The 312-nt window shown below is 53.5% G+C and carries 1 protein-coding gene; it reads right to left on the minus strand.

All coding sequences use genetic code 11. From position 1 onward, the window contains the following. Positions 1-312: FecR domain-containing protein (locus NEI07_RS18515; RefSeq protein ID WP_256036688.1), on the minus strand; the 312-nt coding region annotated here is incomplete at both ends.

A 312-nucleotide genomic window follows, 5' to 3' on the forward strand; every position in this document is an offset into this window, starting at 1 on the left:
TTGCAGTTTCGCCCGCGAGAACCACCGTGCATCGATAGCTCATGATCGAACATGCCAATATCTTCCCGGAGACCACTGTAACGATCGTCTCGCGTTCTCGCGCGAGAATGTCACCGACCGTTCCCCGCACCGAAAGGGTTGCCACTCCTGTTTTAATTTCATAGGCGCGTTTGTCGGAATTACCGGTTGTGAAGCGGAAAGCTCCCCTGACCAGGGTCACTGCCGCTTTTTTATAGTCCATCGGACCGGAAAAAACGAACTTGTCCAGCGTGACGCTCGCGTTCGGTCCAACAGCAAGATTAGTGCTATCTG

The organism is Methylocystis suflitae, from assembly GCF_024448135.1.
Lineage (GTDB): Bacteria > Pseudomonadota > Alphaproteobacteria > Rhizobiales > Beijerinckiaceae > Methylocystis > Methylocystis suflitae.